26 protein-coding genes and 3 tRNA genes are annotated in these 24,297 nt (G+C 73.1%); 15 read left to right on the top strand and 14 right to left on the bottom strand.

The features are described 5' to 3' along the window. From crtI to GA0070616_RS13585, 7 genes are all read left to right on the top strand, one after another. Positions 1-1,482: a phytoene desaturase family protein gene (gene crtI / locus GA0070616_RS13615; protein WP_091090672.1), complete on the top strand. Its 1,482-nt coding sequence runs from the start codon at positions 1-3 to the stop codon at positions 1,480-1,482. Continuing rightward, complete coding sequence (gene idi / locus GA0070616_RS13610) at positions 1,479-2,099, top strand: isopentenyl-diphosphate Delta-isomerase (RefSeq protein ID WP_091081729.1); 621 nt, start codon at positions 1,479-1,481, stop codon at positions 2,097-2,099. The genes crtI and idi overlap by 4 nt, the downstream gene beginning before the upstream one ends. Then, a complete protein-coding gene (locus tag GA0070616_RS13605) occupies positions 2,089-3,039 on the top strand; it encodes a MerR family transcriptional regulator (protein WP_091081726.1) in 951 nt (316 codons plus the stop codon). Before idi ends, GA0070616_RS13605 begins: the two co-directional genes overlap by 11 nt. A 68-nt stretch (positions 3,040-3,107) precedes the next feature. Further along, the gene (locus tag GA0070616_RS13600; RefSeq protein ID WP_091081724.1) at positions 3,108-3,890 is read left to right on the top strand and encodes a polysaccharide deacetylase family protein; all 783 of its coding nucleotides are present in this window, start codon (positions 3,108-3,110) and stop codon (positions 3,888-3,890) included. Between the two features lie 152 nt (positions 3,891-4,042). Beyond that, positions 4,043-4,115 (top strand) — tRNA-Glu (locus GA0070616_RS13595). Between the two features lie 33 nt (positions 4,116-4,148). Then, a tRNA-Asp gene (locus GA0070616_RS13590) sits at positions 4,149-4,222 on the top strand. 75 nt (positions 4,223-4,297) lie between these two features. After that, positions 4,298-4,371: transfer RNA gene (locus GA0070616_RS13585), tRNA-Phe, on the top strand. A gap of 103 nt (positions 4,372-4,474) precedes the next feature. Here GA0070616_RS13585 and GA0070616_RS13580 read toward each other — a convergent pair. Then, complete coding sequence (locus tag GA0070616_RS13580; protein ID WP_091081721.1) at positions 4,475-5,440, bottom strand: hypothetical protein; 966 nt, start codon at positions 5,438-5,440, stop codon at positions 4,475-4,477. Positions 5,441-5,721: 281 nt separating this feature from the next. Between GA0070616_RS13580 and GA0070616_RS13575 the strand changes: the two genes are divergently transcribed. Beyond that, a complete protein-coding gene (locus GA0070616_RS13575) occupies positions 5,722-6,246 on the top strand; it encodes an SRPBCC family protein (protein ID WP_091081718.1) in 525 nt (174 codons plus the stop codon). Positions 6,247-6,256: 10 nt separating this feature from the next. Here GA0070616_RS13575 and GA0070616_RS13570 read toward each other — a convergent pair whose 3' ends face one another. Then, complete coding sequence (locus GA0070616_RS13570; RefSeq protein WP_091081716.1) at positions 6,257-6,961, bottom strand: DUF2786 domain-containing protein; 705 nt, start codon at positions 6,959-6,961, stop codon at positions 6,257-6,259. 55 nt (positions 6,962-7,016) lie between these two features. Between GA0070616_RS13570 and GA0070616_RS13565 the strand changes: the two genes are divergently transcribed. After that, entirely contained in the window at positions 7,017-7,550 is a 534-nt protein-coding gene (locus GA0070616_RS13565; RefSeq protein ID WP_091081714.1) for a hypothetical protein, read from the top strand. Between the two features lie 41 nt (positions 7,551-7,591). Here the strand turns inward: GA0070616_RS13565 and GA0070616_RS13560 are convergent, their stop codons facing one another. After that, positions 7,592-7,981: a hypothetical protein gene (locus GA0070616_RS13560; protein WP_091081711.1), complete on the bottom strand. Its 390-nt coding sequence runs from the start codon at positions 7,979-7,981 to the stop codon at positions 7,592-7,594. 164 nt (positions 7,982-8,145) lie between these two features. Between GA0070616_RS13560 and GA0070616_RS13555 the strand changes: the two genes are divergently transcribed. Continuing rightward, a complete protein-coding gene (locus GA0070616_RS13555; RefSeq protein ID WP_091081708.1) occupies positions 8,146-9,480 on the top strand; it encodes an ABC transporter substrate-binding protein in 1,335 nt (444 codons plus the stop codon). Between the two features lie 153 nt (positions 9,481-9,633). Here the strand turns inward: GA0070616_RS13555 and GA0070616_RS13550 are convergent, their stop codons facing one another. Then, complete coding sequence (locus tag GA0070616_RS13550) at positions 9,634-10,380, bottom strand: enoyl-CoA hydratase/isomerase family protein (protein ID WP_091081706.1); 747 nt, start codon at positions 10,378-10,380, stop codon at positions 9,634-9,636. Then, entirely contained in the window at positions 10,377-11,249 is an 873-nt protein-coding gene (locus GA0070616_RS13545) for a 3-hydroxyacyl-CoA dehydrogenase family protein (protein ID WP_091090669.1), read from the bottom strand. The genes GA0070616_RS13550 and GA0070616_RS13545 overlap by 4 nt, the downstream gene beginning before the upstream one ends. Positions 11,250-11,410: 161 nt before the next feature. Between GA0070616_RS13545 and GA0070616_RS13540 the strand changes: the two genes are divergently transcribed. Further along, complete coding sequence (locus GA0070616_RS13540) at positions 11,411-11,707, top strand: hypothetical protein (protein ID WP_091081702.1); 297 nt, start codon at positions 11,411-11,413, stop codon at positions 11,705-11,707. 92 nt (positions 11,708-11,799) lie between these two features. Here the strand turns inward: GA0070616_RS13540 and GA0070616_RS13535 are convergent, their stop codons facing one another. Then, complete coding sequence (locus tag GA0070616_RS13535) at positions 11,800-12,609, bottom strand: class I SAM-dependent methyltransferase (RefSeq protein WP_091081699.1); 810 nt, start codon at positions 12,607-12,609, stop codon at positions 11,800-11,802. 53 nt (positions 12,610-12,662) lie between these two features. Here GA0070616_RS13535 and GA0070616_RS13530 point away from each other — a divergent pair, with 53 nt between their 5' ends. Beyond that, entirely contained in the window at positions 12,663-13,043 is a 381-nt protein-coding gene (locus tag GA0070616_RS13530) for a PPOX class F420-dependent oxidoreductase (protein ID WP_091081696.1), read from the top strand. 69 nt (positions 13,044-13,112) lie between these two features. On the opposite strand, the gene GA0070616_RS13525 is transcribed toward GA0070616_RS13530, so the two are convergent. Together GA0070616_RS13525 and GA0070616_RS13520 are read right to left on the bottom strand one after the other, a co-directional pair. Next, complete coding sequence (locus GA0070616_RS13525) at positions 13,113-13,322, bottom strand: BldC family transcriptional regulator (RefSeq protein WP_007073996.1); 210 nt, start codon at positions 13,320-13,322, stop codon at positions 13,113-13,115. 253 nt (positions 13,323-13,575) lie between these two features. Then, the gene (locus GA0070616_RS13520; protein ID WP_091081694.1) at positions 13,576-14,415 is read right to left on the bottom strand and encodes a DUF8083 family protein; all 840 of its coding nucleotides are present in this window, start codon (positions 14,413-14,415) and stop codon (positions 13,576-13,578) included. A 163-nt stretch (positions 14,416-14,578) separates the two neighbouring features. Between GA0070616_RS13520 and GA0070616_RS13515 the strand changes: the two genes are divergently transcribed. Together GA0070616_RS13515 and GA0070616_RS13510 are read left to right on the top strand one after the other, a co-directional pair. Further along, complete coding sequence (locus tag GA0070616_RS13515) at positions 14,579-15,661, top strand: Glu/Leu/Phe/Val family dehydrogenase (RefSeq protein WP_091081692.1); 1,083 nt, start codon at positions 14,579-14,581, stop codon at positions 15,659-15,661. Between the two features lie 315 nt (positions 15,662-15,976). Further along, positions 15,977-16,192 carry a DUF3073 domain-containing protein gene (locus GA0070616_RS13510; RefSeq protein ID WP_091081690.1) on the top strand — a complete coding sequence of 72 codons (216 nt, stop codon included), beginning with the start codon at positions 15,977-15,979 and terminating at the stop codon, positions 16,190-16,192. A 156-nt stretch (positions 16,193-16,348) separates the two neighbouring features. On the opposite strand, the gene amcA is transcribed toward GA0070616_RS13510, so the two are convergent. The 5 genes from amcA to GA0070616_RS13485 all read right to left on the bottom strand — a co-directional run bounded on the left by amcA (position 16,349) and on the right by GA0070616_RS13485 (position 21,103). Continuing rightward, complete coding sequence (gene amcA / locus GA0070616_RS13505; protein WP_091081687.1) at positions 16,349-16,585, bottom strand: multiple cyclophane-containing RiPP AmcA; 237 nt, start codon at positions 16,583-16,585, stop codon at positions 16,349-16,351. Next, positions 16,554-17,657 carry a cyclophane-forming radical SAM peptide maturase AmcB gene (gene amcB, locus GA0070616_RS13500; RefSeq protein WP_342672301.1) on the bottom strand — a complete coding sequence of 368 codons (1,104 nt, stop codon included), beginning with the start codon at positions 17,655-17,657 and terminating at the stop codon, positions 16,554-16,556. The genes amcA and amcB overlap by 32 nt, the downstream gene beginning before the upstream one ends. 171 nt (positions 17,658-17,828) lie before the next feature. Next, entirely contained in the window at positions 17,829-18,983 is a 1,155-nt protein-coding gene (gene purM / locus GA0070616_RS13495) for a phosphoribosylformylglycinamidine cyclo-ligase (protein ID WP_091081681.1), read from the bottom strand. A gap of 60 nt (positions 18,984-19,043) precedes the next feature. After that, complete coding sequence (purF, locus tag GA0070616_RS13490) at positions 19,044-20,579, bottom strand: amidophosphoribosyltransferase (RefSeq protein ID WP_091081678.1); 1,536 nt, start codon at positions 20,577-20,579, stop codon at positions 19,044-19,046. Positions 20,580-20,749: 170 nt separating this feature from the next. Next, on the bottom strand, positions 20,750-21,103 hold the full coding sequence (locus GA0070616_RS13485) for a sterol carrier family protein (RefSeq protein ID WP_091081675.1): 354 nt from the start codon (positions 21,101-21,103) through the stop codon (positions 20,750-20,752). Between the two features lie 157 nt (positions 21,104-21,260). Between GA0070616_RS13485 and GA0070616_RS13480 the strand changes: the two genes are divergently transcribed. Continuing rightward, entirely contained in the window at positions 21,261-23,321 is a 2,061-nt protein-coding gene (locus tag GA0070616_RS13480; protein ID WP_245712758.1) for a carboxypeptidase-like regulatory domain-containing protein, read from the top strand. 219 nt (positions 23,322-23,540) lie between these two features. On the opposite strand, the gene GA0070616_RS13475 is transcribed toward GA0070616_RS13480, so the two are convergent. Continuing rightward, on the bottom strand, positions 23,541-24,296 hold the full coding sequence (locus tag GA0070616_RS13475) for a 2-phosphosulfolactate phosphatase (RefSeq protein WP_091081672.1): 756 nt from the start codon (positions 24,294-24,296) through the stop codon (positions 23,541-23,543). Position 24,297 lies beyond the last annotated feature (1 nt).

Genomic DNA, 24,297 nt, shown 5'->3' with positions numbered 1-24,297 from the left:
GTGCGGACCGTTGACGGGCGTACCGACCGGGTGGTCGTCGTCGGGGCCGGGCTGGGCGGGCTCGCCTGCGCGCTGCACCTGGCCGGCAGCGGCCGGCAGGTGACGGTGCTGGAGCGCGAACCCGTGCCGGGCGGCCGGGCCGGCCGGCTCGGCGTGGACGGGTACGAGTTCGACACCGGCCCGACCGTGCTCACCATGCCCGACCTCATCGCCGAGGCGTTGGGCGCGGTCGGCGAGGAACTGCACGACTGGCTGGACCTGACCCCCCTCGACCCGGCCTACCGGGCCTACTACCCGGACGGCTCGACGCTGGACGTGTTCACCGACACCACCCGGATGGCGGCGGAGATCTCGCGCGTCTGCGGCCCCCGGGAGGCCGACGGCTACCTGCGGTTCGTCGACTTCGCCCGCAATCTGTGGCAGCTGGAACGGGCCGACTTCATCGAACGCAACCTGGACGCGCCGACCGACCTGCTCACCGGCAACCTGCTCAAGTTGCTGGCCAACGGCGCCTTCCGCCGACTGCAAACCAAGATCAACCAGTTCTTCCGTGATCCGCGTACCCAGCGGATCTTCTCCTTCCAGGCCATGTACGCCGGCCTCGCCCCGCACGACGCGCTGGCCATCTACGCGGTCATCGCGTACCTCGACTCGGTGGCCGGGGTGTACTTCCCGCGCGGCGGCATCCACGCCGTCTCCCGGGGCATGGCCGGCGCGGCCGAGAAGCACGGCGTGCAGATCCGGTACGGCACCACCGTCGACCGGGTCGAGACGTCGGGCGGACGGGCCACCGGCGTGGTGACCGCCGACGGCGAGTTCGTCCCGGCGGACGTGGTGGTGCTCAACCCGGACCTACCGGTCGCCTACCGCGACCTGCTGCCCCCGTCCCGCCAGCGCAGGCTGACCTACTCGCCGTCCTGCGTGGTCCTGCACGTCGGGTCGTCGCAGGGATATGGCAGGATCGCGCACCACAACATCCACTTCGGACGGTCGTGGAAGGGGACGTTCGATGAGGTCATCCGGCGCGGTGAGCTGATGACCGACCCGTCGCTGCTGGTGACCAACCCCAGCCGGACCGACCCGTCGGTGGCACCGGCCGGCAAGCACACCTACTACGTGCTCGCCCCGGTGCCGAACCTCGAACGCGCGCCGTTCGAGTGGCGAGGCGACCTCACCGCCCGCTATGGCGACCAACTCATCGCGACCCTGGAGGAGCGCGGCTACGTCGGGTTCGGCGCGGGCGTCGAGGTGCTGCGTGCCGTCACCCCCGCCGAGTGGGCCGAGCAGGGCATGGCGGCGGGCACCCCCTTCGCGTCCGCGCACAGCCTCTTCCAGACCGGCCCGTTCCGCCCGTCGAATCTGCACCGTTCCCTGTCGAACGTGGTCTTCGTCGGCTCGGGCACCCAGCCCGGCGTCGGCGTCCCGATGGTGCTCATCTCGGGCAGGCTGGCGGCGAACCGGATCACGGGAGACGGCAGGTGACCACCCGGGAAGGGCACCTGGTCGAGCTGGTCGACGACACCGGCCGGGCCCACGGCGAGGCGACCGTCGCCGCCGCACACCAACCACCCGGTCAACTGCACCGCGCGTTCTCGGTGCTCCTGGTCGACCAGGCCGGCCGGGTGCTGCTGCAACGCCGGGCAGCCACCAAGACCCGCTTCCCGCTGCGCTGGGCCAACTCGTGCTGCGGGCATCCGCTGCCCGGGGAGTCCCTGACCGAGGCCGCCAACCGTCGCCTGGGCGAGGAACTGGGGGCCGGGCCGGTCGAGCTGACCGAGATCGGGGTGTACATCTACTACGCCGAGGACCCGACCACCGGCCGGGTCGAGTTCGAGTACGACCACGTCCTGCGGGGCGACTTCCGGCCGGACGCGGCACTGCGCCCGGACCCGGACGAGGTGGCCGAGCTGCGCTGGGTGGACCCGACGGTCCTCGAAGCCGACCTCGACGCCGAGCCCTGCGCGTACGCGCCCTGGCTGGGCGGGGTGGTGAACCGGCTGCTGCGCCCCTCGGGGCCACCGGCCGGCCGCCTCGAACCGGCCGTGAACCCGTCCGGGCTGCCGGCCGATGACGCGTCGGAGCGGCCAGGTGGCCGATGAGGCGCTGAGCGCGGGCGTCGTGGCCCGGCGGCTGGGCGTCGCCGTGACGACGCTGCGCACCTGGCACCAGCGGTACGGGCTCGGTCCGAGCGAACATGTCCCCGGTCACCACCGGCGCTACACCCCGGCCGACCTGGCCCGCCTGGAGATCATGCGGCGGCTCACCGCCGAGGGGGTCAGCCCCGCGGAGGCTGCGCGGTGGGCCCGGCAGGCACCCGACGCGGTGCCGGTGGAGGCCGCGTCGACCGCCCGGACGCGCGTCGCCGCGGCCCGCGACGGCGGGGGCACGACCATCCCGGTGGGCCGGGCCGGGCCGGCGGCGCGGGGGTTGGCCCGCGCCGCGATGCGGCTCGACTCGGTGGCGATCAGCGACGCCATCGCCCGCGCCCTGGCCGCCGACGGGGTCGTCACGACATGGGACGGGCTGCTGCGCCCCGTGCTCGCCGGCATCGGTGAACGGCACGCCGCCACCGCCGGGCTGATCGAGGTCGAGCACCTGGTGTCCCGCTGCGTCTCGGAGGCGTTCGCGACCGTCGCCCGGAGCCACCCGGCCACGGGGTCACCGCGGATCCTGCTCTCCTGCGCCGACGAGGAGCAGCACAGCCTGCCCCTGGAGGCGCTGGCCGCCGCGCTCGCCGAGGCCGGGGTCGCCTACCGGATGCTCGGTGCCCGGGTGCCCGTGGCGGCCCTGATCGAGGCGATCCGCCGGACCGGGCCGGCCGCCGTCGTGGTGTGGTCACACACCCGGGCCACCGCCGACCCGGCGCAGCTCACCGCCCTGTTCGCCGCACCCCGCCGGCCCCTGCTGGTGCTCGCCGCCGGGCCGGGTTGGCGGGCCGACCTGCTGCCCGCCGGAGTGGTGCGCCCGGTCGACCTGGCCGAGGCGGTGTCGCTCGCGGTCGCCGTCCGCGACTCGCTGGACCAGGCGACGCCGGACTGACCGGTCGCCGGTCGGTGAGCTAGCGTCAGGCCGTCCGCCTGCCCCGATACCCCTCTCGGGAGCGAACGATGCGTTCTCGCGCCCTGCTCGCCCACCTACTCGGTCTGCTGCTCGTCGTGACCGGCTGCGGCGGTGGCCGACCCGACACCACGGTCGCCCCCGCCCCGTCGGCCACGTTGTCGCCCGCGCCGCCGCCCCCGGCTCCGAAGCCGACCCGCGTCGTCCGGCCCAAACCCCCGCTGCGGGCGCTGCCCGCGAAGCTGCCGGCGGGTCTCAAACGCACCACCGGGGTACGCGCGGTGGCGCTGACCTTCGACGACGGACCCGACCCGGCGTGGACCCCCAAGGTGCTGGACCGGCTGCGGGCGGCCAAGGTGTCGGCCACCTTCTGCGTGGTGGGCACCCAGGTTCGCCGCCACCCCGAACTGGTCCGGCGGATCGTCCGGGAGGGCCACCAGTTGTGCAACCACAGTTGGAACCACGATCTGGACCTCGCCCGTCGGCCGGCCGCGCAGATCCGGGCCGACCTCGTCCGCACCGACCGGGCGATCCGGGCGGCCGTGCCCGACGCGAAGGTGCCGTTCTACCGCCAGCCGGGTGGTCGCTGGACTCCGGAGGTGGTCGCCGTGGCCAAACAGCTCGGCATGCGCTCGCTGCACTGGACCGTCGACCCCCGGGACTGGGCCAGGCCCACCGCTCCCGCGATCGAGAAGCGGGTGCACAGGGCGGCCCGCCCGGGGGCCATCGTGCTGCTGCACGACGGCGGCGGCAACCGGGCCGCCACGCTCGCCGCCTGCCGCCGGCTGATCGCCGACCTGTCGGGGCGCTACGGCGTCGCCCAGCTTCGCTGACCGGGCTGACCTGGGTCTTCTTCGCAGGCTGCGGCTCGGGCCATCCCGGTTTGGCCGACCAGCGGGCCATCACGTATGCTTTCCAAGCCTCCGGCGGGGCCGGATGGGAGCAAGTCCGCTTGAAGTTGCGAGTGTGCAATGATGGCGGGGCCGCCCTCATCGTCTAGCGGCCCAGGACGTCGCCCTTTCAAGGCGGTAGCACGGGTTCGAATCCCGTTGGGGGCACGATCCGACCCCGGTCGGAGGCAACACCAGCTAGGTCCTGTGGAGCAGTTGGAGTGCTCGCCGCCCTGTCAAGGCGGAGGTCGCGGGTTCAAGTCCCGTCAGGACCGCAAGCGCTGACGCCGCGCCCTCAACGCGCGGCGTTCTGCGTATCGGCCCGTGCGGTAGCATGAGCCGAGCACCACGGCCAGGTAGCTCAGTTGGTACGAGCGTCCGACTGAAAATCGGAAGGTCGGCGGTTCGACCCCGCCCCTGGCCACATAGCCTTTCGCCGGGCTACAGAAATCCTCATCTGCGGAGACGCGGATGAGGATTTTTCTGTACGCGCCTCTGTACGCGCCCCTGCGCGCCCGGAAGCTGAGCTACCGGCCGGTGGGCCGGTGGGCCGCCACCCCGTCCTGGATGGCCTCCCACACGCTGCGTCCGGCCTGCCGCAGCGTCTCCCCCGCCTGTTCGGCCAGATGCACGGCGCTCGCCGCCCCGGACCGGGCCCCCGCCGGTGGTGGGACCGCCGCCGGCTCCCCCGCCCCCTCCGGCTCGGTCCGGTGGCCGGCGTCACGCTCAGGCCGTGGGCGGTCGGCCACCGCACCGATCGCGCCCACCTGCTGGCCGAGGTCGTCGGTGGCACCGCCACCCCCGTCACCCGACCCCACCGGCCCTCCGGACCCGCCACCCCGCACCCCTGGTTCGCCACCCTGAACACTGCCGCCACCACGACCGCCGCCGGCCTGACCACTGCCGGCCGGGCCACTGCCGCCCGGACCACTGCGGGCCGGGCCACTGCCGCCGCGCGGACCGCCGGCTCCGCGCGGACCGCCGGCCCCGCCCGGTTGAGTGCCGAGTGGCTCGCCGGTCGCCGCCGTCACCCGCACGTCGACCATCTCGGGCCGACGCGCCGACCGGCGTACGGGGCGGCCTTCGGCCACGACCTGCCCGGCCGCGCGGTTGACGTCGTCGGTGGCGGCGGTCGCCGTACCGGCGAGGGCATCGATGATCTGCGGGTTACGGTCGAGGGTGGTCAGGGCGCGGTCCAGGATCGTCACCAGCTTCTCCAGCCGCACCTTCAACAGCGCCTCGGCATGCACCCCCGCGACGTCCAGCTCGACCCCCTGCAGATGGACGCGGATGCCGGCGTCGAGCTGGAGCAGGTTCGCCAGCCGCGCCCGCAGCGAGACGTCGGCGTCCAGACCATCCACCGCCAGGCGGATCGAGTCGACCGAGACGTCCGGGATATCCAGCAGGACGTCCGGTTCCGCCGGAGCGACCGCCGTCCGATCCGGCTCGTGATCCGGCTCGTGATCCGGCTCCTGGCGTGGGTTCTCGCTCATCGGCTCCGCTCCATGATCCGCCGCCCGGTCGGCCCCGGGACCGTCCGGCGCGCTTACCCGCTCCGGGGCGGACCATCCACCGGACCGGGCCGACGCGAAGGAGACAGGCCGGGCCGGGACAGGGCGGGCGCGGGGCCGGGCGGGCCGGGGCAGGCCGGCGTCGGACCCTCGGCCATGGCGGGCGCGGGCCGGGACAGGACGGGCCGGACCGGACAGGGCGGGACGGGTGGAGCACCCGGGGAAGCTGCGCACCGGGGCACCAGCCGGTATGGTCCGGGCCTATGGGACAGGGCATGGCCGATCCGATCGACATCCGACAGGATCTCGATCGGTTCGCCCTCCGCAGCACGTTCCTGGTTCCCGTCCCCACGGACCGGGCGTTCTCGGTGTTCACCGGGGAGTTGACCGACTGGTGGGTGACGGAATACACGTGGTCCGGGCCGAACCTGCTCGCCGAGCTGGGGATGGAGCCACGGGCCGGGGGGATGCTCTACGAGATCGGCCCGCACGGCTTCCGCGCCGACTGGGGTCGCGTGCTCACCTGGGATCCGCCCCGGCGACTGGTCTTCACCTGGCAGATCGGGCCGGACCGCGTGCCGGTGCCCGACCCGGCCCGAGCCAGCGAGGTCGAGGTGTTGTTCGGTCCGGAGGGCTCAGGCACCCGGGTGGAGGTCGCCCACCGCCACTTCGACCGGCACGGGGCCGCCGCCGAGGGCTACCGCGAGGCGCTGACCGCGGGCTGGCACGAACTGCTCTCCCGTTACGCCGCCGCGGTCGTGCACGGCCCGCTGGCTCCGCCGCGCTGATCCGAGGGGGTCACCGGGGCAGAGCGGGACCACCGGGCCCGGGTACGCCGGCACGCCCACCCAGGTCGGCCCGGTGTCCCGCCGCCGCCCCGGAGGCGAAGCCACCGCCGGCGAGCCGGCGGCGCGGTGCCGTCCGCACCGTCGGATACGTCTCGGCGAGCCGGTGTTGCACCCGGTCGGAGCGGTCGACGAGCACCAGGGCCATGGCGGGCGCACCGGACTCGGCGACGGCGGTCTCCTCGGCGGCCCGCACCCGGGAGCCGACGACCTGCGCGAATCCGGCCAGCCAGGATCGCCGGAAGGCAGCCGGGTGCTCGCCCGGCGGCACCCGCGCACCGGCGAGCCCGTGCGCGGCCTGAACCAGCAGCGAGGTCCAGAGCAGGTCGACCCGGTCCAGGTCGCTGGCGAAGCCGAACAGGTGCATCGCGAAACCGTCCCCGTGCCGACGGCGTACACACCGACAGCGCAGCGGGTCCGCGACTGCGGCGAGCAGGCCGGCCTTGTCCCGGGCGTACGGGGCGCGGATGTCGACGATGCGGTCGGTGACCGGGTCGCTGGCGGGGTCGCGGGCGGCCAGCAGCGCCCGGTCCACGCCGTAGCGGGCGATCAGCTCGGTGGCCTTGGCGGTGAACGCCGCCGACTCCTCGGGGGTGCAGGCCGGGTCCTCGGCCTTGGCCAGGAGCTTGCGCACCTTGCTGAGCATCGCCTCGGACATGTCGCCAAGCCTGGCACGCCGTCCGGTCCGCCCCGGAAGCCGACACTTTTCATTGATGCGTATCATCATCACGATTCGCGCACCGTCCCTGACGGACGGTCAGCTGATGTTGGAGGTACGCGTGTCCGCTCGCCTGTTGGCCGCCACGGCGGCACTGACCGTGCTCGCCCTCGGTGCTCCCGCCCAGGCCGCTCCCGCCGGGGCCGCCCCCGCAGCAACCCACACCGAGGGCACCGCCGGAGCCGCCCGCACCGGGGCCAACCTGGGCGCGAACGTGACCCTGGCCACCTGCTACGGCGGGGCGAAGCGCAGCTACTTCGCCACCGGTGGATGGGGCGGGGACGCCGGTCCGTACCGCACGACGAGCCGCTGTCGGGACATCAACGTCCGCAACGCCAGCCCGTACGGTGTCGAGGCGTGCGTGATCTTCACGGACGTGACCAGCCGGTGCAACTACCTGACCTACCTGCCGGCCCGCTCCGGCTGGATGACGGTGGCGACCAACGTCCGCGACGGGGTCAACTTCCGGGTCCGCTTCGAGACGCTCCGCTACGAGTACGAGCCCCTGGTCGCCTACCACGCGTTCTGAGCGACCGCGCGGCGCCCGCCCCCCGGACGGGCGCCGCGCGGTCAGCCGGCGCGGTGGCGCAGCGTGGCCACGGTCGACCCGGCCAGGGTCAGCAGGCAGTCCGGCAGCAGCCCGTCGGCCGCCGCGGCACCGAACAGCGCCTCGCCGGTGTCGATGTCGGCGTTGGCGTACGCGCTGACGAAACGAGCCACCCAGCGAGCATCGTATCCGGCGAGGTCGATGTCGGGGAAGTCGAGTGCGCACGCCCCCCGGGGAGCCCCGTCCCCGACCATGGTCGCCGCCAGGCACCACGCCACCTCGTACGCGCCGTTGAGGCCGGCGCGGTCCACCACCGCGTCGAAGGCACCCACGACCGCGTCCGCGTCGCCGGCCAGCGCCGAGCGGAGCACGTCAGCGGCGTCGTCGAGCATCTGCTGTGGCGAGTCGGTCACTCAACGCACGGTACGGGCTCCCGTCAAGCCGTCCACGGGACCGACCCGACCGTCACTCAGAGTGATTAGGTGGGCGACCTGCGGATTAAGCGGGCTCCACGGTCCCGCCGGCCGCGCCGGCACGCTAATGTGCGCAGCGGACCTTCGCCGGAGGAAGGACGACCATGCACATGTCACGCGGGGCGCGGACGGTCATCACGGCCGCCTGTGCCACGTTCCTGCTCGCCACCAGCGCTTGCGGAACGGACCAGCCAGAGGAGCCGGTAACCACGCCGGTACGCCTCTACGGCACGGACGGCAACATGCTCAACACGTACCCAGCGGAGCTGGGGGACCGTGCCGGGCTGGTCGATGGCATGAAGGGCACCACCCCGCTCACCCCGCTGCCCGACGCCTTCAAGAACCGGCTCCGGACGGTGAACCCGCAGCTGACCGACTTCCTCTACTCCGCCGAGGCGTACGACGCCGTGCTGATCAGCGCGCTCGCCGCCGAGCTGGCCGGCACCACCGACCCGGCGGCCATCGCCCGGCAGATCGTCGGCGTGACCAACCGGGGGGTGCGCTGTGAGAACGCGAAGGACTGCCTGGCGGCGGCCCGTTCGGGCCGGGACGTGGAGTACCGCAGCGTCTCGATGACCCGGGCCGGGTTCACCGACGCCGGCGAACCGGCCACCGCCAGCTACGCCACCCTGCACTTCGACGGTCAACAGCTCAACGACGCCAAGACGGAGTTCGTGGGTGCCGGTGACGAGTCGGCGGCCAGCACCAAGGCCCCACCGAAGCCGAAGCCCGGTGCCGCGGGGGCCGACGGTCCGCTGGTCCTGGGCGGGTTGCTGCCCAAGACCGGTGACCTGGCGCTGGCCTACCCCCCGCTGGGTGCCGGGGCGGCGTTGGCGATCAAGGAGATCAACGCGGCCGGCGGCGTGCTGGGCGAGCCGGTCAAGTGGATCGACGGCGACGACGGCACCAACCCGGCGGTCGCCAAGGCCACCGTGGCGGAACACGTCCAGGCCGGTGTCCACGTCATCATCGGCGCCGGCGCCTCGGGCATCTCCCGCGCCGTGCTGCCCGACGTGGTCAGTGCGGGCCTGGTCCTGTTCTCGCCGTCGAACACCGACGCGAGCCTCACCGAGCTGGACGACGACGGGCTCTACTTCCGTACCTCCCCGCCGGACAGCCTCCAGGGCCGGGCGCTGGCCGACGTCATCCTCCGCGACGGCCCGCAGAAGGTCGCGATCGTCGCCCGCCGGGACTCCTACGGCGAGGGGCTGCAGAACACGGTCCGCACCGAACTGGAGCGGGCCGGCCTCGGTGCCGACCGGGTGAAGTTGCTGACCTACGACCCGCCGGAGGACGCCAAGGCCAACCCGGTGAACTTCACCGACGGCGCGAAGCAGATCAAGGACTTCGGCGCGGAAGCCGTTCTGATCATCGGCTTCAGCGAGTCCGCCGCGGTGATCCGGGCGCTCGCCGACGCCGGGGTGCAGATCCGGCAGTGACGCGCTGACGTCGGCGACCCGACGGCCGCACCGGTACGCCGGTGCGGCCGTCGTCGTCCGAGCCGCCGGACGCGGCCACCGGACGCGGCCACCGCGCCGAGCCGGGCGGCGATCGGGCGGCGGTCGGGCGGCGGGCCGGCGGGCCGGGTGGCGTCAGCGGGCGCGGCGGCGGTCCAGGAACTCGGTCATCCGGCGGTGCTTCTCCTCGTCCTCGAAGAGCACCGCCTGGCTCACCAGGTCGAGGTGCGGGTGGGCGGCCGGCGGCGCGTCCACGGCCAGTTTGGTCAGCCGCACCGCCAGGGCCGAGCCCTTCGCGATCTCGTCGAGCAGCTGGTGGGCGACCGGCAGCAGTTCCGCCGGCTCGGCCACCACCCGGTTGACCAGGCCGATCCGCAGCGCCTCCTCGGCGTCCACCCGCCGGCCGGTGAACAGCAGCTCCTTGGCGCGGGCCTCACCGACCAGCACCGGCAGCCGGTGTGTCGCGCCGGCCCCGGCCAGGATGCCCAGCCGCACCTCGGGCTGGCCGAACACCGCCCGCGCCGTGCACACCCGCAGGTCACACGCGTACGCCAGCTCGGCGCCGCCGCCCAGCGCCGGCCCGTCGACGGCCGCGACGGTCGGCATCGGCAGCGCCCGGATCCGGGCGAACGCCGCCTGGTTGATCGCCGCGAGGGCGTCGAGTCGCCCGCGTTCCCGCAGCTGGGCGATGTCCGCCCCGCCGGCGAAGATGCCCTCGACGCCGCCGGTGAGCAGCAGCAGCCGGGGCCGGGCCTCCAGTTCGGCACACACCTCGTGCAACGCGCCGATCAGGTCGGCGTCGATGGCGTTGCGCTTCTCCGGCCGGTCCAGGGTGACCACCAGCCGGTCGGGCAGGTCGTCGACCCGCAGCCCCCCGCTCACCGACCCACCTCCGTCACCTTGACGCCGTTCTCCCAGCGGTAGAAGCCGTGGCCGGTCTTGCGGCCCAGCCGCCCGGCGGCGACCATCTCCTCCAGCAGCGGGGGCGGCGCGAACCGGTCCCCGTACGCGGCCTGGAGGGTGCGGGCGATGTCGAGGCGCACGTCCAGGCCGACGAGGTCGGTCAGCTCCAGCGGCCCGACGGGGTGCCGGTAGCCGAGCGTCATGGCCTTGTCGATGTCGGCCGGTGAGGCCACCCCGTCGGCGACCATCCGGATCGCCTCCAGCCCGAGGGTCACCCCGAGGCGTGAGGTGGCGAAGCCGGGCATGTCGCGTACGACGACGGGGTCCTTGCCCAGCCGGCCGGCGAGCGTCACGGCGGCGTCGGCGGTCTCCGGGGCGGTGGCCGCGCCGACCACCACCTCCAGCAGCGCCATCGTCCAGACGGGGTTGAAGAAGTGCAGCCCGCAGAACCGTTGCGGGTGGTCCAGCCCGGCGGCCAGCTCGCCGATCGCGATGCTGGAGGTGTTGCTGCCCAGCAGCGCCGGGCGCAGCGCCTCGGCGGCGCGCAGCACCGTCCGCTTCAGCTCCAGCCGCTCCGGTACGGCCTCCACGACGACGTCCGGCCCCTCGGCGACCTCGGTCAGCGTGCCGCGCAGGGTGATCCGCTCCCGGTTCGCGGCGGCCTCCTGTGCGGTCAGGTTGCCCCTGCGCACCGCCTTGTGCCCGAGTTCGGTCAACCTGTCCAGGGCCGCCGCGCCCCGGTCCCGGTCCACCTCGACCAGGTCCACCGCGTATCCGGCTCCGGCCGCCACGTACGCGATGCCGAGGCCCATCGTGCCGGCCCCGACGACCACGAACCGCTCGCTGATGCCGCCGTCGGCGACGCGCGGGGTCTCCGCCGCGTCGGGCCGTCCGGTCGGTCCGCTCCGCTCAGTCATGGTGCGACCCTATGCAGCATCGGTCCGGCCCTGATGCGTGGGGGCGAGCGGGAGCGGGTACAGACGGCCGCAACCGAGGGAAGGACGGACAGATGAGCCAGGCACCGGAGACCGTGGACGGCGTGGGCACCGAGGAGACCGTGGAGACCCGCGGCGACGAGCGCGTGGAGCTGCTGCGCGCCGACACCAACAACGACGGGAAGACCGACGTGTGGGTGGTCGACACCGACGGCGACGGCAAGGCGGACCTGTTCCAGTTCGACACCGACGGGGACGGCAAGGTCGACATCACGATGGTCGACATCGACGAGGACGGCACGCCCGACGAGGTGGTCGACGGTGACGGCGGCCTGCCGCCCGAGGAACTCCCCCCGACCGTGCGGGTCTGAGGGCCGCATCGTCCCGCCCGGCCCCGGCGACGTGGCGGCCCCGGGGCGGGCCGGGAGGGCCGGTCAGCGGGTCTCCGCCGTGGGGGTGTCGGTCAGCGGGTGTCCGCCACCGCAGCCGCCGGCCCGCCGGCCAGGCGCAGGGTGGCCAGGTAGTAGGGGGCGTCGGCGACGTCCACGTCGGACAGCTCCCAGGCCGAGCCCCGGACCAGTTCCGCCAGTTCGTCGGGCGAGCAGACCAGGTAGTCGAACCATCCGGTGGCCAGGTCGCGGTAGCGCAGTCGCAGCCGCAACTGCCCGCCGAGGCGGCCCCGCCGGCGGTTGAGTTCGTGGTAGCCGGTGTGCAGCGGATCCCGGGTGCCGTAGGGGTTCGTACCCTGGGCGATGACCTGCGCGCCGGGGCGGGCCAGGGCGGCGAGCGCGGCGAGGAACGCGGGGGCCCGTTCCCGTCCCTCGAACAGGCCGAGGTTGTTGCCGAGCAGCAGGAAGGTGTCGTACCGCCGCCCGTCGGCGGCGTGCGTGTCGACGGTCCCGCAGACCAGGTCCCGTACGCCCCGACGCCGGCACACGTCGAGCGCGCCGGCCGAGGTGTCGAGCCCGGTCACCGGTACGCCCCGCTCCTGGAGCAGCAGCGCGACGCGCCCGGCCCCGGTGCCGACGTCCAGGGTGGCGCCCCGCACCCGGTCCACCGCCCGGTGGTCGTACGGCTGCCAGTGTTCCGGCCCGTCCAGGTAGTGCGCGGCGGGAGCCCCGTGGACCAGCCCGTCGTCGCGCTCGATGATCTCGATGACCGGGCGCGGCAGCCGGCCGCCCGCGAGTGGCCGGGGGCCGATCCCGGTGGCCGTGGCGAACGCGTCGCGCAGCAGTTCCCCGTACACGTCACCGATCCGTGGTCGCCCCGTCACGGGCTCACGCTATCCCCCCGCTCAGCGCGTCGCACCCGCCGTATCCTGGCGGCGTGACGACTCTGGACCGCCTCGCGGCGGAGAAGTACGTCCTGCTCACCACGTTCCGCAAGGACGGCCGCGCCGTGCCGACCCCGGTGTGGGCGGTGCGGGACGGTGACGCGCTGGCGGTGTGGACGGTGGCGGACTCCGGCAAGGTGAAACGCATCCGGCGCAGCGGTGAGGTGACCGTGGCCCCGTGCGACGTGCGGGGTCGCCCGCACGGGCCGGCGGTGCCGGGGCACGCGAGCCTGTGCGACCCGGCCCACACCCGGCGGATCCGTGACCTGCTCAAGCAGAAGTACCGGCTGATCGGCCGGCTGAGCCTGCTCGCCAGCCGGCTGCGCCGGGGCGAGGGCGGCACCGTCGGCATCCGGGTGACCGTCGCCGACTGAGACACGACGAAGGGCGGCGGACCAGGTCCGTCGCCCTTCGTGAGATCCTGTCTTGTCTCGCCCGACCGGTCAGTCCCCCTGGCGCTGCTGGGGGATCTGCCCCTGTAGCAGGGCTCTGACCTCAGACTCGCGGTACCGGCGGTGCCCACCCAGGGTGCGGATGGCGCTGAGCTTGCCAGCCTTGGCCCAGCGGGTCACCGTCTTCGGGTCGACGCGGAACATCGACGCCACCTCGGCCGGTGTAAGCAGCGGCTCTGGTTCATGCGTTCGCGATGCCATCGGTCACTCCTCCACATGTATAGACATCGGCCGGGGTCCCGCCGGCCGACGCGTCTCCCATGGTCCGGCTAGTCCCCGATGTCCGACATGGGCCGAACGGCCGAACGTCCCTAGACGGACGGATGAACCATGCCCGATTTATACGACTTTTACACCCCAGAATGCCCCTTATTCGGACTCATGATCACGGTTCGTGATGAGTCAACTACGAGGCTCCCTCGCCTTGGGGGCACTTTCCCGGGACAAACCGGTATCAGTTGCACCGCTCCAGGAGCTGCACCGCGCGCCACCGCGCGACCAGCTTGTCGTACGCCGAAGACGCCTCCTCGGCCTCGCCCCGGGACAGTCCGGCCAGCCCGGAGGCGACCAGCTCCGGCGAGTCGTCCTCGGCGAGCGTCTCGTCGGACAGCAGGTCCACCAGACCGCCGTAGTCCAGCTCCACCACCGAGCGCGGGTGGAACTCCTCCAACCAGCGGGCGGCCTCCTCGACGGCCTCGGTGATCGGCGCCTCGCCGACCGACTTGCGCAACACCGACAGCGCCCGCGACGACCGTCGACGCGCCTTCGAGATCTCCGCCTGGAAGCGCAGTGACCGGCGCTGCGGTGCTGTCACGTGCTGCCGTTCCTCGGCGTCGAACAGCACGAACCACCGCAGCGGCACGCCCCAGGTGGCGATCTGCTCGTGCACCCGGGGAACCCCGTGCTCCAGCACCCGGGCCCCGCTGCGCCAGTCGTCCACCACCGCCCTGGCCTGCCCGGCGAGCACCGGCGGGACGAAGGCGTCGGCGAGCACCGGCGGCACCCCGTCGCGGGCGCTCAGCGCCGCCTCGGCGACCCGGATACGCAGGTTCCACGGGCAGACCAGCAGGGTCTCGTCCGTCTCCAGCACGTACGCCTCGTCGGGCAGGTCGGGCAGCCGGGTCCAGCCCGCGCCGAGCGCCTCGATGACCGCCGTGCGCTGCCGGCCGGGGCCCTCCACGGGTGCCACGGCCCGCCCCTGCTCCACGTACCGCCGCCAGTACGACTGGCGGTCGCGGTCGAAGGCGGTCAGCGGCTCGTAGACGCGCAGGTAAGAAGCGAAAAGCGACGGCACCGCGCGATCCTCCCACGAAGCGCAAGCCGAGCGCCCCCCGGCGCTGTCGCAAGGGGCGCGACGACGCCGCCCGATATTAGGCTCATGGCCACACCGGCAGCATCCCCGCCGGCGTCCACCAGGTCCGCGCCCCACAAGGGCGCCTGCCGACACAGGAGCAGTCATGGGCGTATTCGCCAGCACCGACGACCCGGGGTCCACCGGTCACGAGCAGGTCGTGTTCTGCCAGGACACGCAGACCGGCCTCAGGGCGATCATCGGGATCCACTCCACCGCGCTCGGGCCCGCGCTCGGTGGCACCCGGTTCTACCCGTACGCCAGCGAGGAGGCCGCCCTCGCCGACGTGCTCGACCTGTCCCGCGGGATGGCGTACAAGAACGCCCTGGCCGGGCTGGACCTCGGCGGCGGCAAGGCGGTCATCTGGGGCGACCCGGAGCAGGTCAAGAGCGAGGCGCTGCTGCGCGCGTACGGCCGGTTCGTGGAATCCCTCGGCGGGCGCTACTACACCGCCTGCGACGTCGGCACCTACGTGGCGGACATGGACGTGATCGCCCGCGAGACGCGGTTCGTGACCGGCCGCAGCGTGGAGCACGGCGGGGCCGGCGACTCCTCGATCCTCACCGCCTGGGGGGTCTTCCAGGGCATGCGGGCCGCCGCGGAGCACGTCTGGGGCTCGCCGACGCTGGCCGGCCGGCGGGTCGGCGTCGCCGGCCTGGGCAAGGTCGGCAAGTACCTGGTCGGGCACCTGCTGGACGACGGTGCCGAGGTGGTGGCCGCCGACGTCAGCCAGCGGGCCGTGGACTGGGCCCGCACCAACCACCCGCAGGTCACCCTCGTCGACGACGCCGCCGCGCTGGTCGCCGCCGACCTCGACGTGTACGCCCCCTGCGCGCTGGGCGGCGCGCTCAACGACGAGACGGTGCCGGTGCTGCGGGCCAGGGTGGTGGCGGGGGCCGCGAACAACCAGCTCGCGCACGCGGGCATCGAGAAGCTGCTGGCCGACCGCGGCATCCTCTACGCCCCCGACTACGTGGTCAACGCGGGCGGCGTGATCCAGGTCGCCGACGAGATCGACGGCTTCAACTTCGAGCGCGCGAAGCTGCGGGCGACCCGGATCTACGACACCACGCGGGAGATCCTGCGGCTGGCGGACGCCGAGGGCGTACCCCCGGCGGTCGCGGCCGACCGGTTGGCCGAGCGACGGATGGCCGAGGTCGGCCGGCTCCGCACGATCCACCTGCGCTGAGCGACGACCGGGGGCGGCCGGGTCCGCGCCGCCCCCGGTGCCGGCCTCGCCAGACACCCGGGTCGTGGTCGGGCCGGCCGGGCCCCTGGAGCCGCTTTCGTGGTCGTTTGTCCGGTGTCATGAGCGTCAACGACTCCGCCCCTTACCGGGTACACTGTGTGACGGCCGGACCACCGCGACGCGCAGGGCCGGTCGTCGGTAACCCGAGGTGCCGAACGGTGGCATCCCCATGTACCGTAAGAGCCACGAGAGATGCCTGACGTCATCGGGGCCCGCCTTCGGGCTGCCCCGCATTCTGTGCGAGGGGGTCGAGCCATGGGGCGCGGCCGTGCTAAGGCCAAGCAGACGAAGGTGGCCCGGGAGTTGAAGTACCACTCCCCGAACACCGACCTCACCGCCTTGCAGCGCGAACTGGCGGGTGCTGGTAAGTCTGAGCACAACTTCGACGACGACTACAAAGAGTATGTCGACGACGATGATGAGGATCACGCGGACGACGACCCGGATCCGTGGGCTCGTCCGACCCGCTGACCATCCGTCGCAGCTGAGCACGCGGCAGTCCGCGTGCTCACGCATGTGCTCACTCGGCAGCGGCGTACCACCCGACGATCAGGGCCTGCCGTGACCGGAGGACGATCCGGCGGTGACGGCAGGCCCTGAGAGCGGCAGCCCGGAACCGGCCACCGCTCACCGCGGCCGGTTGTTCCAGTTGTAGAACGTCGGGATGTTCTCGAAGTGGTTCCAGGCGCAGACCGCGCCGGGCCCGTCGCGATCCGTCACCTCCGTTCGCAGCCGTCGCGCCGCCTCGGCGTCGTGGAGCAGGGCGGTCAGCCCGACGGCGGCCTCCCGCACCCGGTCGGCAACCCCGTCCGGGGTGGCTGCCCCCGCACGCTCACATTCCCGGTGCCTGGTGGTTTCGGGCATGCTCCAACACTCCCTCCAGTAGGCGGATCTTGCTGTTGCGGCAGTGCTCGGTCTCCGTGACGTCGAAGCGCCCCAGTTCGAAGTACCGGTTGGCCGCGTGGCCACCGCCGCAGAAACCGAAGTACGGGCACGTCGTCCGGCACGCCTCCACGCCGGCCACGAACTCGCCCACCCAACCCGTCCCCGCCGCCCCGGCGAGAATCGTGCGCAGCGGGGTGGCCAGCACGTTCCCGCTGGAGAAGTCGCCGTACCGGGGGTCGGTGAAGCCCGCCAGCTCCGGCGACAGCACCACCACCGCCCCGTCGTGGGCAACCGTGGGGATCGGGTCCAGCCGGCCCGGAAGCAGCCCATCCGCTGTGTCGTCCAGCACGGCGGCCGCGTACCGCAGCGACCACTCCACCTCGCGCAGGTGGATGCGCGGGTTGCGGCGCCAGGCCGCCACCAGCTCGGCCCAGAAGGCCGTCACCGTCGCCGCGTCGTGGGCGTTGTCCCGGGTGTTGACCCCCTCGGTCTCCTCGATGTTGACGCCGAGCACGTCGCAGCCGAGATCGAGGAAGTAGTCGTACAGTTCCACCGCCCGGCCCGGAGCCGGGTCGCCCACCACGGCGAGGGCCGAGAAGGGCAGGCCGTGCCGGCGCAGGGCCGCCACCCCCCGCACGATCCGGTCGTACGCCGGCCTCCCGGCCCGGGTGACCCGGTCCCCGTTCCGCTCCCGTGGCCCGTCCACACTGATGCTCACCCGCATCCCGCGGTTGGCGAAGAACGCACACCAGGCGTCGTCGATCAACGTCGCGTTGGTCTGGACGTGGTGCTCCACCTGTGGCGCGAAGGGTGCCATCAGGGCGGCCAGATGCTCCCGGCCAGCCGTGAGCGGCTCCCCGCCGTGCCACACCACGGAGAACCGGCCGTCGGCCGCCCACGGGTTCACCGAGGCGGCCACCGCCTCTGCCACCGCCACCGGCATCCGCCGGTCCACCGCCCGAAACGGCAGGTAGCAGTACGCGCAGTCGAGGTTGCAGAGGGTCGTCGGCTGCATGACGACGTACGACGGGACGGTGGCCAGGCCCCGCATCCCGCGCATCGACCGTCCCCGAGCAGCCATCGCCCTCCTCAGCGGCTGAAGGGCTGTCGGGTTGACCGGACGCGGGCATCCGACAGCGTGAGAGGGTGCCCTTCAGGCTAGGCCGCGATGGCTACTCGGGTGAAGCCCTGATCAGGTGCCCGGATGATCAGCGGAGTGTGATCATCCGCGGGTGTGCTGGCCGACCATCTGCACGGTGCCGGTGCCCTCGATGATCTCGCCCGCCTGCCAGGCCTCCACGCCCCGACCGGTGAGGGTGGCCAGGGCGCGGTCGGCGTCCTCGGCCGAGACGATCGCGAACATGCCGACGCCCATGTTGAACGTCGCCTCCATCTCCGGATCCTCGATCCGCCCCTTGGACTGGATCAGGTCGAAGATCGGCTGGGGCTTCCAGGTGGACCGGTTGACCACCGCGTCGACGTGCTCGGGCAGGATCCGCACCAGGTTGCCGGGGATGCCGCCGCCGGTCACGTGGGCCAGCGCCCGCACCTCGGCCTCGGCGATCAGCTTCAGGCAGTCCTGCGCGTAGATCTTCGTCGGGGTGAGCAGCTCCTCGCCGAGGGTGCGCTGCCGACCGAAGTCGTCGATCACCACGTCCAGCCGCATCCGGCCCGCGCCCAGCAGCACGTGCCGCACCAGCGAGTAGCCGTTGGAGTGCAGGCCCGAGGAGCGCATCGCGATGACGACGTCACCCACCTCGACCCGCTCCGGGCTCAGGATGTCGCTCTCCTCCACCACGCCCACGCCGGTGGCGGAGATGTCGTACTCGTCCGGACGCAGCACGCCCGGGTGCTCGGCCGTCTCACCGCCGAGCAGCGCGCAACCGGCGTACCGGCAGCCGTCGGCGATGCCCGCGCCGATCTCGGCGACCTTGTCCGGCACGACCTCGCCGGTCGCGATGTAGTCGAGCAGGAACAGTGGCTCCGCGCCGCAGGCCACCAGGTCGTCGACGACCATCGCGACCAGGTCGATGCCCACCGTGTCGTGGATGTCCATCTGCTGGGCGATCACCAGCTTGGTGCCCACCCCGTCGGTGGACGAGGCCAGGATCGGGTTCTTGTACTTCTTCGTGTCCAGCCGGAACAGGCCGGCGAAGCCACCAAGGTCGCCCATCACCTCCGGGCGTCGGGTCTCCCGCACCTTGGACTTGAGCAGTTCGACCGCGCGGTCGCCCGCCTCGATCGACACCCCGGCGTCGGCGTACGAGACCGAGCGTTTGCGCGTCGTACGGCCGGTGCCGGCTGTCCAGGGCTGGCGATCGCCGCCGGCACCCGACGGACTGCTTCCTGCGCCGCTGCGCTCGGACACGTGCGTCACGGTTCTCCCCTTTGTGGTTCACGGGACCGCACCGGGAGGGCCGGGCGGCTCCGGGCGGTGCTACGGGCGGTGCGCGGTCGCGCCGCCCGGAGTGGCGACGAGCGGAGGGATGGTCTGCTCGGCGGTGTCGGTGGCGGCGACCCGCCGGCCCACCCCTTCGAGCACGTGCTTGCCGATCAGGTTGCCAGCCGGCAGCTCGATCGGGTATTCACCGTCGAAACACGCGCGGCACAACCGGGTCTTCGGCTGCTCCGTCGCGGCGATCAGCCCGGGCAACGAGACGTAGCCCAGGGTGTCGGCCCCGATCGAGCGGCGGATGCCGTCGGTGTCGAGGCCGTTGGCCAGCAGCTCCGCCCGGGTGGCGAAGTCGATGCCGTAGAAGCAGGGCCAGTTGACCGGCGGCGACGAGATGCGTACGTGCACCTCCAGCGCGCCGGCCTCGCGCAGCATCCGCACGATCGCCCGCTGGGTGTTGCCGCGCACGATCGAGTCGTCCACCACGATGAGACGCTTGCCGCGGACGTTCTCCCGCAGCGGATTGAGCTTCAGCCGGATGCCGAGCTGACGCAGGGTCTGCGACGGCTGGATGAAGGTGCGCCCGACGTACGGGTTCTTCATCAGGCCCTGGCCGTAGGTGATGCCGGACTCCTCGGCGTACCCGATCGCGGCCGGCGTGCCGGACTCGGGCACCGGGATGACCAGGTCGGCCTCCACGGGGTGTTCCTTGGCCAGCTGGCGGCCGATCTGCACCCGGGCGGAGTGCACGTTGCGGCCGGCGATGGTGGCGTCCGGGCGGGCGATGTAGACGTACTCGAAGAGGCAGCCCTTGGGCTCGGGGGCCGCGAACCGGGCGGAGCGCAGGCCGTCGGAGTCGATGGCGATCAGCTCGCCCGGCTCGACCTCGCGGACCACGCTCGCCCCCACGATGTCCAGCGCGGCGGTCTCACTGGCCACCACCCAGCCGCGCTCCAGCCGACCGAGCACCAGCGGGCGCACGCCGTGCGGGTCGCGGGCCGCGTAGAGGGTCGACTCGTCCATGAAGACGAAGCTGAACGCGCCGCGCAACTGGGGCAGCACCTCCAGCGCGGCGGCCTCGACCGAGAGGTCGGGGCGGCTGGCCAGCAGCATCGTGACCAGCGAGGTGTCGTTGGTCGCGCCGTCGGCCACCAGGCCACGCTCGGCAACCTCACGCTGGAGCTCGGAGGTGTTGACCAGGTTGCCGTTGTGGGCCAGCGCGATCGTCGTGCCGGCACTCGTGGCCCGGATGGTCGGCTGGGCGTTCTCCCAGGTCGAGCCGCCGGTGGTCGAGTACCGCGCGTGCCCGATCGCCAGATGCCCACGCAGACTGGCCAGGGTCGGCTCGTCGAACACCTGGGCGACCAGGCCCAGGTCCTTGTAGACGACCACTCCCGAGCCATCGCTGACCGCGATGCCCGCCGCCTCCTGCCCCCGGTGCTGCAACGCGTAGAGACCGAAGTAGGTCAGGTTGGCGACCTCCTCGCCCGGCGCCCAGACACCGAAGACGCCACAGGCGTCCTGGGGGCCGGGTCGTTGGGGATCAAGGTCGTGGCTCAGCCGGCCGTCGCCTCGGGGCACCTGCCGCTCCCTCTTGCTGGTCTGGACCCGTCCGGCGGAGTCAGGAGAGCTGCTCCGCGCCGGTCCACCGGGACCGCTGTCGTCGCCTGACAGTGTACGCGAACAGTGGTCTATACGGATAGTGAGCATCTCGCCACGTTCGGTGCTGATGTGATCCACGTCGCTCCTTCTCAGAGCGGCAGGTACGGCGCCAGGTCCGCCCGCGCGCCACTCACCCGCACGCGACCCTCCGTCACCGCCGCCACCCAGTCGACGCGACCGACGGCCAGCGCCACCCAGGTCGATGGATCCATCTCGATCACGTTCGGTGGCGTGCCGCGGGTGTGTCGCGGACCCGCGACGCACTGAACTGCACCGTAGGGTGGGACGCGCACCTCCACCGATCGGCCGGGGGCGCGCTCCACGAGGGCGGCCAACAACGTACGGACCGCCTCCCGGAACACCGGCCGTTCGGGCGTACGCCCCTCGTCGAGCGCCGACAACGTCGCCGCGACGGCGGCGGACTTTATGTGCGGAGAGGACACGACGGGACGATACGGCCCGCCGACACGGCCTATCACGCTGGCCCTGGGTCGCGCCGATCCGGCCCGACAAGGCATAGTTGCCGACGGCGTATTCGTACCGTGATGATCCCGGCCCGGCGCCCGCCGGCCGAGGAAGTCAGTCCGGAAGGCGGTGGACGTGTCAACACACCGACGTGCCTGGCAGCAGCGGGCCGGTGTGGTCGTGGCGCTGGTTGTCGGCGCCCTGCTCGCCGTCCCCGCGACACCTGCCCACGCCGCCGACGTCACCGTCTCGCCCGGCTCGGTCACCGTCAACGCCGGCAGCGACGCCACTGTGACCGTACAGGTCACTCCCCGTGACAACGACGAGAACGCGAAGGTCAGTCTCAGCGGCCTGCCGTCCGGCGTGAGCTGCGGCGGTTGCGGTCAGATCACCTTCGACTCCGATCAACCGAAGTCGGTCGAGCTGACGATCAGGGCGAACGACAACGCGGGCGACGCGACGGCCAACGTCACCGTCCAGGTCGAGGCGAAATCTGGCAACGACACCGCCAACTTCTCGCTGACCGTCAAGGGCCGCGCCGCGCCGGAGCCCACCCGGGCGCAGACGGTCAAGTCGATCTCCGGCCGGGTGGTCACCCAGGAGGGCGAGGGCGTGCCGAACGCGTACGTCCTACTGAAGGACAGCGCCGGCCGGCAGCGCGACACCACCACCGACGGCAGCGGCAACTTCCGGTTCACCGGCAGCACGGAGAACCCCATCGCACCGGGCCGCATCGACCTCGGCGCGAGCAAGGACGACATCCTCGCCGCAGTGAGCTTCAACGCCAGCGCCGGCCAGAGCGTCACCAACCGGCGGATCTCCCTTGCCATCAAGACCGAGGCCACCCCGAGCCCCACCCCGTCGGCCAGCGAGTCGGCCGTGCCGACCGTCGAGCCGACCGAGGAGCCCCTCGACGAGATCGTCGAGCCGACAGAGGTCGCGGCGGCACCGGCCGCCAACGAGGATTCGGGCGGCTTCGGCAACTGGTTGTTGATCCTGCTCGGCGGGCTCTTCGTCGCGATCGGCGTCGGCACCATCGTTCTGCTGTGGATGAAGCGCCGCGAGACCGACGAGGAGGACGCGGACGCCACCGCGACCGGCGCGGGTGCCGCGCCGGCCGCCCGGGGAGCGATCCGCGGGGCCGACGACCAGACCCGCGTGGTGAACCGGGTCGGCGGCGCCGGGCCGGATCCGACGATGGTCGCCGGGGGCGCCGCCCTCAGCAACGCCCCGACGATGATGCACCGCCCCGTGATCGACGACGTGCCGCCCGACCCGTACGGCGCCCCGCCGCAGCCCTACGGCGCGTCCGGGGGTACGGGCTGGGGCGGCTACGGCGAGGACCAGGGCGGGTACGGCACGCCGGGCTACGGCAACGCGCCCTCCTCCGGCAGCGGCTACGGCAACGCTCCTTCCTCCGGCAGCGGCTACGGCAACGCTCCTTCCTCCGGCAGCGGCTACGGCACGGCCCCCGCGTCCGGCAGTGGCTACGGCACGGCCCCCGCGTCCGGCGGCGGCTACGGCAGCGGATCCGCTCCGGCCGGCGGCTACGGCACCGCGCCGTCCCCGGGCAGCGGCTACGCCGGCCGGGACTACGGCGCGCCGGGCGGCGGCACCGACTATCCGCCCGTCCCCGCCGGCGGTCCCGGCTACGGCGACCGCTACGACGAGCCGACCGGCCGGTACAGCGGGGAGGAGACGCGCTTCCCGCCGCCCGCCGACCCGTACGCCACCGGCGTCTACGAGCCCGGCAAGGGCCAGGACTACGGTCAGCAGGATCCCGCTGGCTACGGCCGGGGTGCCGAGCCGACCGGCGGATACGACCAGCGCGGATACGCCGCCCAGCCCGGCGGATACGACCAGGGCGGATACGACCAGGGCGGCGGCTACGGCCAGCAGACCGGCCAGTCCGCCGGCTACGGCCAGCAGCCACAGCACGGCGGCTACGGCCAGGACGGCCCGCAGGCCGGCGGATACGGTCAGCAGCCACCGGCACAGCGCGGCGGATACGACAGCTACGACCAGGGCGGCTACGGCCAGAGCGGGTACGGCGGCCAGCAGCCCGGCAGCTACGACCAACCCACCACCTACGACCAGGGCGGCTACTACGGCGACCCGGCGCAGCCCGGTCGCGGCCGGCCCGACGGACCGCCCCCGGAACGCGGCGGTCGCCGCCTCGACTGGCTGGACGACTGACCAACCGACGGGGCCGCCCCGTCCCGGCACCACACGTGCGGGCCACCCGACTCGGGCGGCCCGCACGGCAGCTCCCGGGCACTCCGCCCTGTCTCCCGGCCCCGCACCACTGTCCCCGCCCAGCATCGGATCGCGCCGTCAGGCGCCGGCGTGAACCCGCGGGGATGGTGTCAGGCCGGCGTGGGTCGCCGGGGCGGTGCGTCAACCAGCCGAGCGGCGTCAGGCCGGGGTGAACACGCCCCGGCGCAGCAGCGGCACCACTTCGGAGGTGCCGACGCGTACCGCGATCTCGACGTCCCCGGCGAAGCCGTCCTCGATCAGTTCCCGACCGGAGACGCCCCCACGCACCGCCGCCGGTACGTCCGGCGTGCTGGCCAGTGCGGCGAGCGCCACCGCCGCCTCCACGGAGAGGCCACCGGGTGAGTCGGACACGGCGTCCAGCACGCACGCCGCCCCGAGCTGGTCCTCCACGCAGGGGCGCAGCGACCCGTCGGGCCACCGTTCACCGGCGGCGACCACCCCGATCGGGGCGGTCGTCGAGCCGTACCCCTGGCGGAGCAGCCAGCGCCCGACGGCGCGAGCGTTGCGCAGGTTGGCCGCGACCACCGGACGCCCCGTGGCGCTGGCGGCGGCGCTGATGGCCGAGCCGTTCGGCGACGGCAGCACCAGATCGGTGGCGACGGGCGCGGTGCCCAGCGCCGCCGGTGACAGCGACCACGGATGGCCGGTGTCGGCCTGACGGCGACCGACCGCGACGACCGCGCCGACCCGCCGGGCGTAGGCGGCAGCCTGCCCGCCCCAGGGGAAGGGATGGACCCGCATGCCGCGCCCCACCGCCACCTCGACGGCGGTGGTGAACGAAAGTACGTCCACCACCACCAACGCCGCGCACACCCGACCGAGTTCCGCCGCCCCGGCCAGTCCCCAGTCGAACCGTGCCCCGGCACCGGGTTGGCCGTGAACGGCCTCGGCCATT

The organism is Micromonospora nigra, from assembly GCF_900091585.1.
Lineage (GTDB): Bacteria > Actinomycetota > Actinomycetes > Mycobacteriales > Micromonosporaceae > Micromonospora > Micromonospora nigra.
Note: the sequence above shows the minus strand (reverse complement) of the source record. Positions and strands in the feature narration are given on the sequence as shown.

Coding starts and splice junctions, on each gene's coding strand:
- GA0070616_RS13515 (WP_091081692.1), top strand. CDS start 14,579: ATGGGCGTATTCGCCAGCACCGACGACCCGGGGTCCACCGGTCACGAG.
- GA0070616_RS13570 (WP_091081716.1), bottom strand. CDS start 6,961: ATGTCCGAGGCGATGCTCAGCAAGGTGCGCAAGCTCCTGGCCAAGGCC.
- GA0070616_RS13575 (WP_091081718.1), top strand. CDS start 5,722: ATGGGACAGGGCATGGCCGATCCGATCGACATCCGACAGGATCTCGAT.
- amcB (WP_342672301.1), bottom strand. CDS start 17,657: ATGCGGGGCCTGGCCACCGTCCCGTCGTACGTCGTCATGCAGCCGACG.
- GA0070616_RS13540 (WP_091081702.1), top strand. CDS start 11,411: ATGAGCCAGGCACCGGAGACCGTGGACGGCGTGGGCACCGAGGAGACC.
- amcA (WP_091081687.1), bottom strand. CDS start 16,585: ATGCCCGAAACCACCAGGCACCGGGAATGTGAGCGTGCGGGGGCAGCC.
- GA0070616_RS13555 (WP_091081708.1), top strand. CDS start 8,146: ATGCACATGTCACGCGGGGCGCGGACGGTCATCACGGCCGCCTGTGCC.
- GA0070616_RS13475 (WP_091081672.1), bottom strand. CDS start 24,296: ATGGCCGAGGCCGTTCACGGCCAACCCGGTGCCGGGGCACGGTTCGAC.
- GA0070616_RS13600 (WP_091081724.1), top strand. CDS start 3,108: ATGCGTTCTCGCGCCCTGCTCGCCCACCTACTCGGTCTGCTGCTCGTC.
- GA0070616_RS13525 (WP_007073996.1), bottom strand. CDS start 13,322: ATGGCATCGCGAACGCATGAACCAGAGCCGCTGCTTACACCGGCCGAG.
- GA0070616_RS13580 (WP_091081721.1), bottom strand. CDS start 5,440: ATGAGCGAGAACCCACGCCAGGAGCCGGATCACGAGCCGGATCACGAG.
- GA0070616_RS13510 (WP_091081690.1), top strand. CDS start 15,977: ATGGGGCGCGGCCGTGCTAAGGCCAAGCAGACGAAGGTGGCCCGGGAG.
- GA0070616_RS13565 (WP_091081714.1), top strand. CDS start 7,017: ATGCGTATCATCATCACGATTCGCGCACCGTCCCTGACGGACGGTCAG.